Raw genomic sequence first — 12,349 nt, forward strand, 5'->3', positions numbered from 1 at the left:
TCACAGAACGCCATTAATCAACATTAATTATAACTAGAAAAAGGTGCTTTCTTTACTGGTCAGCGCCGTTTCTTACCACGGCTGAATTTTTGTGTTTTACCTGAACGTTTCCTGCCATTGGTGGTCGTTTTCCGCGTCGCTTTCACGGCCTTCGGCGCTACCTTCTTCGCCTTCTTCGGCGCAACTTGGCGCGACGATCCCGCACGGCGCCCCTTCGCAATGCCTACGAAATCCTGGATCGCGTCACAGTCATCGTCCTTGCGCCAAACGAGGGCAATGCGTGTCCGCGGTATCGGCTCCCCCTCCCCAACCACGTATTCCAGCGGAACAACCTGCTTCTTAGACAAGACTTTCAACACCGGCTGCGGCGCTAAAGCAATCCCTACGTTGGCCGCCACCACCTGAAGCGCGGTACGTAACTCTGCCATATCAACAGAACCGTCCGCAGCAATCTGGTAATTGAGGTGCTCATCTGCGACATCGGCGGCACGCAGCTTCTGCCCCACCTCGGCGTAAATGCTGTCCTTGGGCACAGCAATGCCGGGGGATTCTTCATAGAGTTCTACGAGGTGGTAATCCTCCACGAAGGCGTCGTCAAGCCGTGGATCCGGAAGGCGAACCAACCCGAGTGTGGTGCCCGCCAGCACGTCGCCTAGAGCGTCGTCACTGCCCACTGCCTGCACCCCGCCGTGGTCGGTGAACTCGTTGAAGCGGCGGAACCATTTGCCGGGTTCCGTTCCAGTGACAAAGCTCAAGGAAAGCATGCGCTTAATGCTACCGTTAAGAACTATGAGCGAAGCACATGAACACCGCGAACCCTCCGGGACCGCCATGAAGCCGCAGACAGCGGCGAAGAAATTAGGCATTTTCCTGCCGGCTACCCCACAGGAATTTCAGGACAACGCAATCACGCATGCACAGCTGCGCGAACTGCACAATAATCCGCCCGAGTGGCTGCAGCAGCTGCGACTGAATGGCCCGCACCCGCGCCCGGTCGTGGCTCAGAAACTGGGCATTACGATCGCTGCCCTCAAGCGCAACGGCATGGATAAGGCTCTGACCACTGCGGAGATTAAGGAACTGCTGGAAGATCAGCCCGAGTGGCTGCGCAAGGCCCGCACCGCGATGGCAGAAGGCCGCGCGGAGCACACCTCTGAAGAGAGCGACGCCTAACCCGCCGCAGCACAAACCGGCAGAGAAAAGAGCCGCACTCCATTTGTGGGAGTGCGGCTCTTCGCCTCGGGCGGATTAGCCCATGAGCTTCATGTCTTCGAGGCCATCGTAGAGCGGGTACTGCTCAGCGATAGCGTCGACGCGCTTACGCAGCGCTGCGACATCAGCGTTCTTACCTGCTGCGAGGGCGGTACCGATGATGTCGGCAACTTCCTCGAAAGCCTTCGCGTCCAGGCCGCGGGTAGCCAATGCTGGCGTACCGATGCGCAGGCCGGAGGACACGGCTGGCGGACGTGGGTCGAACGGCACGGAGTTGCGGTTGACGGTAATGCCAACCTCGTGGAGGAGGTCTTCTGCCTGCTGGCCGTCCATCTCCGAGTTGCGCAGGTCTGCGAGAACCAGGTGGACGTCAGTGCCGCCGGTGAGAACGTCAACGCCGGCTGCGCGGCAATCTGCGGCCGTCAGACGCTCTGCGACGATGCGCGCGCCTTCGAGGGTGCGCTCCTGGCGATGCTTGAACTCTTCAGTAGCTGCAAGCTTGAGGGCCACAGCCTTCGCAGCGACCACGTGCATGAGCGGGCCACCCTGCTGGCCAGGGAATACAGCAGAGTTAATCTTCTTTGCCCATTCCTGACGAGCCAGAATCATGCCCGAGCGTGGACCGCCAAGGGTCTTGTGGATGGTGGTGGACACGATATCTGCATAATCGACCGGGTTCGGGTGCAGGCCCGCTGCAACCAGACCGGCAAAGTGTGCCATGTCGGTCCATAGGACGGCCCCGACCTCGTCGGCAATGTCGCGGAAAGCCTGGAAATCCAGGGTGCGTGGGTATGCCGACCAACCCGCGATAATAACCTTCGGACGTTCCTTGAGCGCCAGCTCACGGACCTTATCCATATCAATGCGCATGGTCTCTGGGTCAACTTCGTAAGCAACGACCTCGTACAGGCGGCCCGAGAAGTTGATCTTCATGCCGTGAGTGAGGTGCCCACCGTGAGCCAGGGACAGGCCCATGATCTTGTCGCCAGCAGTAGCTGCAGCGTGCAGAACGGCAGCGTTTGCCTGCGCACCGGAGTGTGGCTGGACGTTAGCGAACTCAGCGCCGAAGAGCTCCTTGGCGCGGTCACGTGCCAGATCTTCGACGATGTCTGCGTATTCGCAACCACCGTAGTAGCGGCGGCCTGGGTAACCTTCCGCGTACTTATTGGTAAAAACGGACCCCTGCGCCTGCAATACGGCGCGGGGGACAAAGTTTTCGGAGGCAATCATTTCCAGCGTGGTGCGCTGACGTGCAAGTTCATTTTTAATCGCATCAGCTACGACAGGGTCGAGCTGCGAAAGCTCTTGGAACCTCAGGTCTTCACTCATGTACAGGGTCTACCTTCCAGAGGGGCGGGTCAATTTACCTCCCATGAGCATAGTCCTTAAGCCCGCTTCTACCCCCATTTACAGAAATTTTTATGCGCCCGTAATAATGGACCCATGGCAAAAATCAGCCCGTACGTAGAATTTGGGCGCGAGCAATGGCGCCACCTGCGTGACGGCATGCCCCAGGTTCTCACCGCTGACGAGGTAGATTCACTGCGCGGCCTCGGCGAAATGATCGACCTCACCGAGGTGGAGGAAGTGTATCTGCCGCTGTCGCGTCTGATTCACTTGCAGGTGGAGGCGCAGCAAAAGCTTTACGACGCCACCGATACCTTCCTCGGCGGGGCCAGCGACACTGTGCCATTTGTTATCGGCATCGCCGGTTCCGTGGCCGTGGGAAAATCCACCACCGCCCGCCTCCTGCAAGTGCTTCTGCAACGGTGGGATAGTCACCCGCGCGTGGACCTTGTGACCACCGATGGGTTCCTCTACCCCGCCGCCGAGCTAGAAGCCCGCCAGCTCATGCACCGTAAAGGCTTCCCGGAGTCGTACGATCGCCGAGCGCTGCTGCGCTTTGTCACCGACGTGAAAGCCGGTAAGCCAGAAGTTGAAGCGCCCGTATATTCGCACCGTCTCTACGACCGCGTTCCCGGCGCAGTTCAGGTGGTGCGCCGGCCGGATATCCTCATCGTCGAGGGCCTGAACGTATTACAAACCGGCCCGACACTTATGATTTCGGATCTTTTCGATTTCTCAATCTACGTCGACGCACCCGCTGACACCATCGAAGAGTGGTACATCAAACGCTTCCTGTTAATGCGTTCCACGGAATTCCGCCGGCCAGAGGCCCACTTCGGGCACTTCGCGGAGTTCGACGATGCTTCGGCAACCGCCGCAGCCCGCGAAATTTGGCAGTCCATCAACCTACCCAACTTGGTTGAAAACATTTTGCCCACGCGCATTCGTGCGAACCTGGTGCTCACGAAGGGAAACAACCACCAGGTGCAGCGCGTACGTATGCGTAAAATCTAGCTACTTGCCAAAACGGCGGGAACGTTGCGAATAATCGCGCAGCGCACGCAGGAAGTCAATCTTGCGGAATGCTGGCCAGTACGTATCCGTAAACCAAATCTCCGAATAGGCGGACTGCCACAGCAAGAAACCGGACAAACGCTGCTCCCCTGACGTGCGAATCACCAAGTCAGGATCCGGTTGGCCGGAAGTGTACAGGTGCTCAGAAATAGATTCCACGCACACCTTGCCGGATAGTTCTTCTGGGGATACGCCGGCAGCCAGGGAGTCGTCGATAAGCCCCCGAACAGCATCCACGATTTCTTGGCGCCCACCGTAGCCAATTGCCACGTTCACAACAACACCCGAGCAATCTTGCGTGCGCGCAGCTGCGTCGTGGAGACGCTGCGCAAACTCGGGCGGGAACACGTCCGTGTGCCCGACTAAGCGGACCTTGCACTGGTTTCCCGGTTCCGCGAGCTCTTCTACGACATCCGAGATAATTCCGAACAGCAACTTCAGTTCTTCATCCGAGCGCTTCAGGTTCTCCGTGGACAGTAAGTACACCGTCACAATCTCCACGTCGGTGTCAGCGCACCACCGCACCAGCTCGCCAACCTTCTTCGCACCAATCCGGTGGCCGTGAGAAACGTCCGCAAAGCCTGCTTCCCGAGCCCACCGACGGTTACCGTCCGCCATAACCGCCACGTGCCTAGGCTGCGCACGACCTTTAAGTTCTTTACGCAGCCGGCGCTCATACAGCGGGTACAAGATGCGCTCGGAGAGGATATTCACACCTGCAATCCTACAGCCTGCCGTCACGGCCGCGACACGCGGGCACACCAATTCACAGGCACCCGGGAGACTGGCCGGATCTTAGAAAAATTTGCGCTTGTTTCGGTCCAGAATGCCGACCTCAGCCATCGCTGCGTCAATCGCCTCTTGGTCGAACGGATCAATGCCATTAGCCTCTGCGAAGACACGACGCCGGTTCATGCGTGTGAAGCGTCGGTAGAAAGCCCAACCGATGTAGAGCACAGCAGCAAGCAAGCACACGATCACGAACAAGCCAATCGGCGACGCCTTGCCAAACTCGGGTCCGAGAGGGCCGCCCTTTTGCTGCTGGGCAAACAGTTCAACATTCATTGCTGCAGCGTGCACCGCGTTAAATGCGGCAGCGCTCAGCTGCGTTAATCCAGCCATGGCGGACACTGCCATGTTGGCCTCCTTGGAAAATCTTTGTTCGTATAACCTGCCCGGTCACCTAAGTGGGCCAAGCGGCGCGGTGGCGCAGCGGCTCAACAACACAGCGGCGCGGCGGGCAAGTTTTTACACTAACGCCTAAGCCTAACCCGCTACGTGGTCTCCGACGGAATCCCGGCGAACAAATCTGTCTCCGGGAGGTCTGTGGAAACGCGGGTGCGCGCCAGCTCGAATTCTTCTGTAGGCCACAGGCGTGCTTGGTCGGCTGGTGGCGTCGCTAAGAAAGCACCAGCCGGATCAATCTGAGTGGCGTGCGCGCGCAAAGCCTGATCCCGTTGTTCAAAGTAATCTCCGCACGTCACCTGGGTGGTCACGCGGGCCATAATGTCGCCGTCGAGTTCATCCCAGCGGGCGATCATCGGGCCGTATGGGCTGTGCTTGCCCTGCTCTTTGAGCAACGTATCAAAAAGGACCATGCGCTGCTTTACAAAACCGTGGCTGTAGTACAGCTTGAGTGGAGTCCACGCTTCGCCGGTTTCTGGGGCATAGTGCGGGTCGCCGGCCTTTTCCCACGCAATCATGGAAGCGGCGTGTACCTGCAGGTGGTCGGGGTGCGGGTAGCCGCCGTTTTCGTCGTAAGTAATGATGACATGCGGCTTGAAGTCACGGATGCACTTAACCAAATTGCGGGCTACGTCTTCAGCTGGTTGCAGGGCAAAACAGTTATCGGGCAGCGGTGGGAGTGGATCGCCTTCTGGAAGGCCCGAGTCCTCGTAGCCCATCCAGATGTGTTCGACGCCGAGCGCGTTGACGGCAGCGGCCATTTCTTCCTTACGAACGGCGGTGATGTTTTCTAAGATGCCCGGCTTATCCATCGCTGGGTTCAAGATGGAACCGCGCTCGCCGCCAGTGCAGGTAACGACGACCACCCGGTTGCCCTCCGCAGCGTACTTAGCCATCGTGGCTGCACCCTTCGAGGATTCATCGTCGGGGTGGGCGTGGATAGCCATCAAGCGCAATCCAGTAGTTGCCTCTTTATTGTCTGCCACCGTCTTCAACTCCTTAAACCTGTCCTGCCGATAGGCGCCATGTATCTATATGTAACGTCTGTAAATTCTTTGCATCTTCCACGGCCCAGCGGAGACCTCCAGAATGGACCGCGCTTTATGGCCTCCTACCCTACCCATAGATGAGGTTGACGTGTCATAGGCCCACATTCTGCACGTTCGCGGGAAGTCGGTAGGATACCTAAACAGACGTGGCGAACTGTTTGCCACACTCACCGCGCACACGAGCAGCGTGCTGCCCTCATGTGACCGTTTCCGGGTACAAACCAAGGAAGATGTATGCCTCAGCCTCCGACCTACAACAATGGCCCCAGTGACCACACGAACCCGATCGACCGCCAGCGTCCAGCAGGCCGCTACCAAGCAGCGGGGAAAACTGCGGCTAAGAGCCAACTGAGTTCCAAGTTATTGGCAGTCGGACTAGTAGCGATTGTGGTTTTGGCCGTTATTTTCGGCGCCCGCTATATGGCTAACCGTTCCGCTGTTCCGGTCAGCGCCCAGATGGGCGAATTTGAAACTATCGACGACAACCACATCGGCATGTACGTCGACGTCTTGCGTGACGATGTTTCCCAGCCGTCGTACTGCATCGTGAAAGCCCTGGACTACAACATGGCAGAAGTCGGACGCCGGGAGATCCTGATTCCGGCCGGCGGCCCTGAAGCGCAGCGGTTGTGGACGGTCATCCCGACCCGTGCTTATCCTGTTTCCGTGGGGGTATACGGATGTGCGACCGATATCCCCCACCACATGGACCTGCAATAATAGGCACGGGGCTGGCGTGCTAGTATCGCCCCAATCACGTATTTAATACGTCGGCGCACGCGGCCACTACTGGCGGCAGTCCCAACAAGAAAGGTTTTTTAGGTTTTTTCCATGGCTGAAGACGCAAAACTGCAGTACATCACCCCGGAGACGAAGAAGAAGCTGGAGGAAGAGCTCCAGGCACTGATCGACCACCGCCCGGTCGTCGCAGCGGAAATTAACGAACGCCGCGAAGAGGGCGACCTCAAGGAAAATGCCGGCTACGACGCCGCCCGCGAAATGCAGGACCAGGAAGAGGCCCGCATTAAGCAGATTTCTGAGGTCCTGGCGAACTCCACGACGGAACGCTCCGGCCTGGTCGAGGGCGTTGCTCACGTCGGCTCTGTGGTCCACGTGTACTACAACGGCGATGTAAACGATAAGGAAACCTTCCTCATCGGTACTCGCGCGGCTGCGTCCGACAACAAGGATCTAGAAACCTACTCTGAGCAATCCCCACTGGGCGCTGCGATCTTGGGCGCTCAGGAAGGTGAGACCCGTGAGTACACCGCCCCGAACGGCAACACCATCACGGTCACCATTGAATCTGCTGCTCCGTACGATTCCGTGAAGGCTGCTACTCCACGCGCATAGGACGCGTGAGCGCTTTCTTACTTCGCATTCTTTTTAAGGACCCGACATGACGTTTTCTCGCCCTGTAGCTGCGCTTGCTGTTGCAGCTTCTGCTCTCGCATTGACTGCATGCTCGCCTGCCCTGCAGGTTGATTCCGCAGAGAAGGTTGATACTGCGACGCACTTCCCAGCTACTCCGCTTCCGGAGTGGGATGCCGCTGCAACCACCACCGCTACCCCGTCTGCTGCCGCTAACGCCGAGTCCGCGACTCTGGTAGCTGCACCAGACACCCCTGCGTTCATTGACCAGGTTGGCGTGGTAACCCGCACCCCGGTGACGATCCAGACGTCGTACACCTCTAACGAGGGCCAGCTCACGGGCATCCAGTGGACGTCGTGGACCAAGACTCGTGCGCTCGGCTCTGGCACGCTTGTCGACGCCTCCGGCAACGAAACCGAAAACGTCCCAGTGCGCCTCACCGCGCCAATCCCCCACACTTCCGGTGTTGAGGTTTTCTCCGTACTGGAAATCGATGGCGAAGAGGTCGTTCGCTAAGGCTTTGTAGCGCGTACGAAAAAGGGCGGATCCGTATTTTTACGGATCCGCCCTTTTGAGCTTTAGGTTAGCGTTGCTGGAAGTAGCTGAGCAGACGCAGGATTTCGGTGTACAACCAGACCAGGGTGACGGCCAAGCCGAGGGCTACGCCCCATGCGTTTTCAGCAGGTGCGCCAGCGCGGATCAGTTTGTCTGCGGCGTCGAAGTCCTGCAGGAAGCTTAGGGCTGCCAGACCGATGCAGACGAGCGAGAATACGATGGCCAGCATTCCGCCGTCGCGAAGAGGGTTGAAGCCGGTGAACAGTGCCAGCAGCAGGTTGCCCAGGGAGAGTACCGCTACGCCCACGAGTGCGCCGATGAGAATCTTGGTGAACTTGGGGGTGACCTTAATTGCACCAGTCTTGTATACGAAGAGCATGCCAATAAACACGCCGACGGTGCCCAATACGGCCTGGCCAATCATGAGGCCAGCGTTTTCCTGGCCGATCATCCAGCCGGAGAACAATAGGGTAAGTCCACCGACGAAGAGGCCTTCGAACGCGGCGTAAATGAGGGTGACCATCGCGGAACCGAACTTGCGCGAGAATGCGCTAATCAGCACGGTAATGAAGCCACCGATACCGCCAATGCCTGTAAGTATCAGGGCAAGGCCAGGGTTAACCATAGAGATACCGAAGTTGACGATCGCCATGACGATAATGACGGCTAAGGTAATTCCGGTCTTCGTGACTACATCGTCTACGGTCATTGCCCGCTGCGGCGCCTGCTGGGCAGGCATTCCGTAGGACTGTTGCCCGTAAGGCTGGTAGCCCTGGTGTTGACGCTGGTCCTTCTCCAGCGTGGTCATCACGGGATTAGTGCTGCGCATTTCTAGTCCTCCAACTAATTTTTACGTACGCCTCTCAACCTTCTTAATCTCAGGTCTAGGCGAGTCTACATAAAATACAACGGATGCGCGGCACACAATGTTCCCGCTGGAGGCCAGAAACTAGCTCCGCTTTAGCGCTCGAGCCACTCCGATCGCAGAAAACCATGCCGGCTGCACATGGCCTCCCACCCCATCGGACTAATCTTGACCACCATTCTGCGCCCACACAGCGGACAGATGCGGGGCGCATCATACGGGCGGTTGGGATCGCGGGGCAATTCGATTTCATGCGAAAGGACCGCCTGGGCAAGCTCTGTGGAATCCGGGATGCGCACTAGAGGGACCTCAAGGTTTCGCGGACGACGTCGCCAGGCACCTCCACCGGCCGCCTTATTGGAATGATGCCCAGATTCATCACGGCATCGACAGCGTCACGATCCGCCTCAATGGGGCGGCCTAATGTGGTGAGGTAGTTGCCACCGATGATCGCGTTGGCTCCACCGAGCAGGCCTTGCTCCGTGCCGTCGTCGCCAAGCGCGAGCTCCGTTCCGCCGGCAAAGCGCAGCTGCGCGTACGGCATAGCCAGGCGGAATGCGGCGACAGCGCGGAGCGCTTCACCTTGTGGCACGAGGTCACGGTCCGCGAACGGGGTGCCAGGGCGTGGGTCGAGGAAGTTCATCGGCACTTCGTGTGGGCTTATCGACGCCAATTGCGCCGCGAACTCAGCGCGCTGTTCGACAGTTTCGCCGAGCCCAATGATTCCACCGCAGCACACTTCCATGCCGACGGCCCGAACGTTGTCCAAGGTGTGCTTGCGCTCATCCCACGTGTGGGTGGTTACCACGTTGGGGAAGAAAGAGCGTGCGGTCTCCAGGTTGTGGTTGTATCGAGTCACACCCATCGCAGCGAGTTGCTCGGCCTGCTCCAGCGTAAGGATACCCAGCGATGCGGAAATGCTGATGTTCACCTCCGCATTGATAGCGGCGACTGCTTCGCGGACTTGGTCGAGAAGCCCAGGTGTGGGCCCTTTGACGGCAGCGACGATGCAAAATTCGCTGGCGCCCATCTTCTCAGTTTGCTTGGCCGCCTCGACGAGTTCTGGAATGTTGAGCGTGACCGCGCGCACCGGCGATTCAAAGAGCCCGGACTGCGAACAGAAATGGCAATCCTCCGGGCAGCCGCCAGTTTTCAGGGAGATGATGCCTTCCAGGCTTACCTCTACCCCGCAGTGCTTAATGCGGGTTTCGTGAGCAAGTTCGAGGATTGCGGGAAGTTCGTCATCGCTGACGGTCAGTACCTGCAAGATCTCTTCTTCGGTGAGGCCTTCACCATTGTCGAATGCTTTCTTGCGTGCGATGTCGTAGATCGATGTCATAATTTCTCCCTCATTGAACAGCGTTCAGTACTGTGCGCAAAACCTTATCAGTAGGTGCTGAACATTGTTCAATTGTGGGTGTCAGGTGGGGCAACCAAAAGTACGCTACTAGAGTCGTGGCATGACACATCTGTTCCTAGACAAACACTTCCCCGCCGTGTGGGCCGACCTCGGCCCTTTCACAGGACTCGACGCCACCGCCTGGGTTGAACTGCTCGGTCACGGCGAACACACTGCCCGCGAAGGTGTGGACTACGTTCTTTCCGCCGTGGAAAAACACAATCCCGCGCTTAATGCATTCCACATGGTATTCAGCCAAGAAGCACGCGATCGCGCTGCCGAACTAGACGCACTCCCCGCCAATCAACGGGGCCCGCTGCACGGTATCCCGGTCGCTGTCAAAGAGGAATACAACATTAAAGGTGTGCCCACCATGCTCGGCGTTCCTGGCGCATACACGCCTGCGCCCCAAGACTCGGAGGTCGTGCGCCTCGTGCGCGATGCTGGCGCCATCATCATCGGGACCACGCGTATGCCAGAATTCGGACTCCTCCCCGTCACTGAGACAAAGAACTATGGCGTAACCACAAATCCGTGGGACCTGACAAAGACGCCCGGCGGTTCATCAGGCGGTTCCGCCGCGGCTGTAGCTGCAGGGATCGTCCCCTTAGCTCTCGCCTCCGACGGCTGTGGTTCGATCCGCATCCCCTCGGCTCGGTGCGGACTTTACGGTTTGAAGCCGGAGCGTGGGAGCGTCGCACAGCACGAAAAGACGTGGGTGGAACTGGGCACCCAAGGGCCCTTAGCACGCTCCGCCCGCGACCTTGCGCTGGTTTTTGATGTGATTGCGGAGCCCGGCTTCACGGCTGCGCTCACTGAGCACAAGACGCTACGCATCGGCGTGACTACCGACTACATCCTCCCTGTTGCGAGAGAAAACAAGCGGGCTGTCCACGAAACAGTTCAGCGCTTGAGCTCGCTGGGCCACACGATCGTCAACGACGATATTTGCCTCTCCGATGTCACCGCAGCATTCCTCCCGCAAGTTATCCGAGGCGTCGGCGAGGAGGTTGAATCCATCGATGACACCACCAGCATCGACTACCGTTCACGGGTCCTCGCCGCGGTTAATCGCATCATGCCGGAATCAGTCATCAACCGCGCCCGACAACGCTCCTTTGAAGCCGCCGAGCGCATTGATTCGCTTTTCGACGACCACGGCATCGACATACTCCTCACCCCAACCGTGGCCAACCGCCCTACCAAGGCTGGCGCTTTCCAGGGCGCAGGACCGCTACGCACCATCGCAATGTGCGCCCGCCCCACAGCATTTACATCTGTATTTAACGTTTCCGGAAACCCCGCTCTTGCCGTACCGACCGGTATGGGCAGCGACGGACTCCCTCTTTCTGTGCAGCTGGTGGCCAAACACGGTCAGCAAAAACAGCTAGTGGGCTTGGCCCAACAATTGAATTAGCAGACCCGCGAAGAACCAACCTGATCCGCGGCCCAATTAAGCTGCCCGCATACCTGGTTGGTTACGTCCCTACGCCACTGCTCAAGCGGGTTGAGCACGGCGGCTTCTACCACGTTCTGCGGGCCTAAATCAACGCGCTGAACATCAGCGGTGTGGTCTCCGGCATTGCCGTACGTGTTCGCCGCGACGGTAAAACCATTCCCGATGGACACGCTGGCGTGGATGTTTCGGTTATCTGCCCACCCGAATTTTGTCCCCTCCATGCCAGGCAGGGTCGCAGTACCAAAGTCTTGGCGGTAACCGTCCGCAGCAATCGGAGCAGCGTTGCGCATCCCGTTAAACAGGGGTGCCGCGATGGGGTCACCGTGGATGGCCTCTACAAAGCGGGCGAGATTTTCCGTCGACGTCCCAGAGTTACCCCAGTAGCCATTACGATGCGTTGCGCCGAGCCCAAAATCTCGCGCGACAGAATCAATCGCCTGCGGATACTTTGCGTCCAGATTCGAGGCAATTCCATCGTGGCTGACTCGGATCATTTCCTCTACCTGCCATTTGTCCGGTTCCGCACCGTACTTCAGCACCCAGTAGCCCAAGTACAGTTTCGCAAGCGATAAAGCCGGGCGAGTTTCGTTAGCATTCGGCGTGGACACGGTGACCCCACTCACGTGCCGGACGGTGACTTGAGTACGTCCGGGAACATCGTGCAGGATTGGTGCTGCCGATGCGACAGCTGGGCTCAACGTTGCTGCAGCCAGAACCGCAGCACAAGTACGGGAAATGAAACGCATAAATTTAGCCTAGTCCACCAATGGTCTAGGCGCGCTCGGGATACCCCTACCTTTGCAATGCGTTATAAAAAATAGTCAGGCCAGGA

The 12,349-nt window shown here is 58.5% G+C and carries 15 protein-coding genes; 6 read left to right on the top strand and 9 right to left on the bottom strand.

Annotation, left to right across the window (positions count from 1 at the left end):
- Window positions 1-59: 59 nt before the first annotated feature.
- The gene (locus ATK06_RS10565) at window positions 60-764 is read right to left on the bottom strand and encodes a type 2 periplasmic-binding domain-containing protein (protein ID WP_048380427.1); all 705 of its coding nucleotides are present in this window, start codon (window positions 762-764) and stop codon (window positions 60-62) included.
- Between the two features lie 25 nt (window positions 765-789).
- On the opposite strand from ATK06_RS10565, the gene ATK06_RS10570 reads away from it, so the two are divergent.
- On the top strand, window positions 790-1,173 hold the full coding sequence (locus tag ATK06_RS10570) for a DUF5997 family protein (protein WP_231913483.1): 384 nt from the start codon (window positions 790-792) through the stop codon (window positions 1,171-1,173).
- A 75-nt stretch (window positions 1,174-1,248) separates the two neighbouring features.
- On the opposite strand, the gene glyA is transcribed toward ATK06_RS10570, so the two are convergent.
- Entirely contained in the window at window positions 1,249-2,541 is a 1,293-nt protein-coding gene (gene glyA / locus ATK06_RS10575) for a serine hydroxymethyltransferase (protein ID WP_098389321.1), read from the bottom strand.
- A 114-nt stretch (window positions 2,542-2,655) separates the two neighbouring features.
- On the opposite strand from glyA, the gene coaA reads away from it, so the two are divergent.
- Window positions 2,656-3,573 carry a type I pantothenate kinase gene (gene coaA, locus ATK06_RS10580; RefSeq protein WP_048380421.1) on the top strand — a complete coding sequence of 306 codons (918 nt, stop codon included), beginning with the start codon at window positions 2,656-2,658 and terminating at the stop codon, window positions 3,571-3,573.
- Here the strand turns inward: coaA and ATK06_RS10585 are convergent, their stop codons facing one another.
- The 3 genes from ATK06_RS10585 to mca form a co-directional block, all read right to left on the bottom strand.
- The gene (locus ATK06_RS10585; RefSeq protein ID WP_048380419.1) at window positions 3,574-4,347 is read right to left on the bottom strand and encodes an isoprenyl transferase; all 774 of its coding nucleotides are present in this window, start codon (window positions 4,345-4,347) and stop codon (window positions 3,574-3,576) included.
- 81 nt (window positions 4,348-4,428) lie between these two features.
- Window positions 4,429-4,698 (bottom strand): hypothetical protein, encoded by a 270-nt coding sequence (locus tag ATK06_RS10590; RefSeq protein WP_048380660.1) that lies wholly within the window; start codon window positions 4,696-4,698, stop codon window positions 4,429-4,431.
- Between the two features lie 209 nt (window positions 4,699-4,907).
- Window positions 4,908-5,765, bottom strand: a complete 858-nt coding sequence (mca, locus tag ATK06_RS10595) for a mycothiol conjugate amidase Mca (protein WP_048380658.1) — start codon at window positions 5,763-5,765, stop codon at window positions 4,908-4,910.
- A gap of 336 nt (window positions 5,766-6,101) precedes the next feature.
- Between mca and ATK06_RS10600 the strand changes: the two genes are divergently transcribed.
- The 3 genes from ATK06_RS10600 to ATK06_RS10610 all read left to right on the top strand — a co-directional run bounded on the left by ATK06_RS10600 (window position 6,102) and on the right by ATK06_RS10610 (window position 7,755).
- Window positions 6,102-6,587, top strand: coding sequence for a DUF4307 domain-containing protein (locus ATK06_RS10600; RefSeq protein WP_053072788.1), 486 nt, complete (start codon window positions 6,102-6,104; stop codon window positions 6,585-6,587).
- Between the two features lie 111 nt (window positions 6,588-6,698).
- On the top strand, window positions 6,699-7,220 hold the full coding sequence (greA, locus tag ATK06_RS10605; protein WP_098389322.1) for a transcription elongation factor GreA: 522 nt from the start codon (window positions 6,699-6,701) through the stop codon (window positions 7,218-7,220).
- Window positions 7,221-7,266: 46 nt separating this feature from the next.
- Complete coding sequence (locus tag ATK06_RS10610) at window positions 7,267-7,755, top strand: hypothetical protein (RefSeq protein WP_048380414.1); 489 nt, start codon at window positions 7,267-7,269, stop codon at window positions 7,753-7,755.
- Window positions 7,756-7,822: 67 nt separating this feature from the next.
- Here the strand turns inward: ATK06_RS10610 and ATK06_RS10615 are convergent, their stop codons facing one another.
- The 3 genes from ATK06_RS10615 to bioB all read right to left on the bottom strand — a co-directional run bounded on the left by ATK06_RS10615 (window position 7,823) and on the right by bioB (window position 9,998).
- On the bottom strand, window positions 7,823-8,623 hold the full coding sequence (locus ATK06_RS10615) for a Bax inhibitor-1/YccA family protein (RefSeq protein ID WP_098389323.1): 801 nt from the start codon (window positions 8,621-8,623) through the stop codon (window positions 7,823-7,825).
- Between the two features lie 131 nt (window positions 8,624-8,754).
- Window positions 8,755-8,958 carry a biotin synthase auxiliary protein BsaP gene (bsaP, locus tag ATK06_RS11545; RefSeq protein ID WP_083986029.1) on the bottom strand — a complete coding sequence of 68 codons (204 nt, stop codon included), beginning with the start codon at window positions 8,956-8,958 and terminating at the stop codon, window positions 8,755-8,757.
- On the bottom strand, window positions 8,958-9,998 hold the full coding sequence (bioB, locus tag ATK06_RS10625; RefSeq protein WP_098389324.1) for a biotin synthase BioB: 1,041 nt from the start codon (window positions 9,996-9,998) through the stop codon (window positions 8,958-8,960). Before bioB ends, bsaP begins: the two co-directional genes overlap by 1 nt.
- Before the next feature lie 121 nt (window positions 9,999-10,119).
- Between bioB and ATK06_RS10630 the strand changes: the two genes are divergently transcribed.
- Window positions 10,120-11,475 (top strand): amidase family protein, encoded by a 1,356-nt coding sequence (locus ATK06_RS10630; RefSeq protein ID WP_048380412.1) that lies wholly within the window; start codon window positions 10,120-10,122, stop codon window positions 11,473-11,475.
- Here ATK06_RS10630 and ATK06_RS10635 read toward each other — a convergent pair.
- Entirely contained in the window at window positions 11,472-12,263 is a 792-nt protein-coding gene (locus tag ATK06_RS10635; protein WP_053072786.1) for a serine hydrolase, read from the bottom strand. The two genes, ATK06_RS10630 and ATK06_RS10635, sit on opposite strands and share 4 nt — an antisense overlap.
- Window positions 12,264-12,349 lie beyond the last annotated feature (86 nt).

It is taken from the genome of Corynebacterium renale (assembly GCF_002563965.1).
GTDB classification, from domain to species: Bacteria; Actinomycetota; Actinomycetes; order Mycobacteriales; family Mycobacteriaceae; genus Corynebacterium; species Corynebacterium renale.

Excerpts from the sequence above, each read along its gene's own strand:
- ATK06_RS10565 (WP_048380427.1), bottom strand. The coding sequence starts at position 764 with ATGCTTTCCTTGAGCTTTGTCACTGGAACGGAACCCGGCAAATGGTTC.
- ATK06_RS10570 (WP_231913483.1), top strand. The coding sequence starts at position 790 with ATGAGCGAAGCACATGAACACCGCGAACCCTCCGGGACCGCCATGAAG.
- glyA (WP_098389321.1), bottom strand. The coding sequence starts at position 2,541 with ATGAGTGAAGACCTGAGGTTCCAAGAGCTTTCGCAGCTCGACCCTGTC.
- coaA (WP_048380421.1), top strand. The coding sequence starts at position 2,656 with ATGGCAAAAATCAGCCCGTACGTAGAATTTGGGCGCGAGCAATGGCGC.
- ATK06_RS10590 (WP_048380660.1), bottom strand. The coding sequence starts at position 4,698 with ATGAATGTTGAACTGTTTGCCCAGCAGCAAAAGGGCGGCCCTCTCGGA.
- mca (WP_048380658.1), bottom strand. The coding sequence starts at position 5,765 with ATGGCTATCCACGCCCACCCCGACGATGAATCCTCGAAGGGTGCAGCC.
- ATK06_RS10600 (WP_053072788.1), top strand. The coding sequence starts at position 6,102 with ATGCCTCAGCCTCCGACCTACAACAATGGCCCCAGTGACCACACGAAC.
- greA (WP_098389322.1), top strand. The coding sequence starts at position 6,699 with ATGGCTGAAGACGCAAAACTGCAGTACATCACCCCGGAGACGAAGAAG.
- ATK06_RS10610 (WP_048380414.1), top strand. The coding sequence starts at position 7,267 with ATGACGTTTTCTCGCCCTGTAGCTGCGCTTGCTGTTGCAGCTTCTGCT.
- ATK06_RS10615 (WP_098389323.1), bottom strand. The coding sequence starts at position 8,623 with ATGCGCAGCACTAATCCCGTGATGACCACGCTGGAGAAGGACCAGCGT.
- bioB (WP_098389324.1), bottom strand. The coding sequence starts at position 9,998 with ATGACATCGATCTACGACATCGCACGCAAGAAAGCATTCGACAATGGT.
- ATK06_RS10630 (WP_048380412.1), top strand. The coding sequence starts at position 10,120 with ATGACACATCTGTTCCTAGACAAACACTTCCCCGCCGTGTGGGCCGAC.
- ATK06_RS10635 (WP_053072786.1), bottom strand. The coding sequence starts at position 12,263 with ATGCGTTTCATTTCCCGTACTTGTGCTGCGGTTCTGGCTGCAGCAACG.